The 1,009-nt window shown below is 39.2% G+C and carries 1 protein-coding gene; it reads right to left on the bottom strand.

Going from position 1 to position 1,009, the window contains the following annotated elements:
- Nucleotides 1-16 precede the first annotated feature (16 nt).
- Nucleotides 17-910 (bottom strand): IS982 family transposase, encoded by an 894-nt coding sequence (locus tag I6F53_RS20110; RefSeq protein WP_166421324.1) that lies wholly within the window; start codon nucleotides 908-910, stop codon nucleotides 17-19.
- Between the last annotated feature and the right edge of the window lie 99 nt (nucleotides 911-1,009).

Below are 1,009 nucleotides of genomic sequence, written 5' to 3'. Positions count from 1 at the left end.
TAACGCCGTGCGCGACTTAAACAGATATCACATGCTCAAGTTGTAGCGGCTTATTATTTAGCTTAACGTTAGCAAGCATACCTAACCCATGAGCTAGCATTTTCCGACTGAATCGGCCTATCAACGTCCAACTTTTTCTAGCCCACACTTTATTCATATTAAATTGTCCCGTTAATTGACCTATAACAGTTTCAACTAACCGGCGCGTTTTATTGAGAAAAGTGCGTTTTTCTTTCGGTAACAGATCTGTCATATTATGCCGAACAGGTGTTTCCAATGTAATGTCTTGTTCATCGCGTAGCTCTTTTTTTAACGACGCTGATAAATACCCTTTATCACCTAACAATAGCGTTGAATGTATGCCTTTGGTTAATGCCCAAACTGCCTCTCTTTCGCTACCCGCTGCTTCTGTAAAGGTGAAGCTAGCTATGTTTCCTTGACTATCAACAAGTAAGTGTCCTTTGAAACCGTAATAGGTTTCTGACTTACTCGCGCAATATCCATAGCCAGCTTCACCTTTAAAGTTCTGACTCTTCTTTGCTCGTTTGAAATGCGCCGTCGTTATTGGGAAACCATCGACAATATGACAAACAGAATTTTCCTTATATCGGCTACTCAAGCGAACTTGAAGTAGCTGCTTTACATGCCATAAATTAGCGGCTTGCTTAGCAAAGCTTGACCGTGAAGAAAGTTTAGGAAACCATGATTGCCAATGAGTTTTAAAGTATTTCCATATTCCTTTATCGGTATCGAATGAAATAAACTCACCAACAATCTCCATGGTGATAACCTCAATATCGCTTAAAGCGGGTTCGAACCCGCGCTTTCTAATGCTATTTTCACCCAAGATTTCAATGTGATTTTCATCTACCCAACAATAAACCCAGATGATAAACTCTTCTAATGGCATGTTCTAAATCGCTTTATAATGTTTTTTGACGATTACTATATAAAGTTAGAACATGCCTTTTTCAACCTTGATAACAAAATTTTAAGTCGCGCACGGCGT

Source organism: Pseudoalteromonas sp. SWN29 (genome assembly GCF_015864465.1).
In the GTDB taxonomy this organism is placed as follows: Bacteria; Pseudomonadota; Gammaproteobacteria; order Enterobacterales; family Alteromonadaceae; genus Pseudoalteromonas.
The sequence above is the reverse complement of the archived record's forward strand: the minus strand, read 5'-3'. Positions and strand labels throughout refer to the sequence as shown.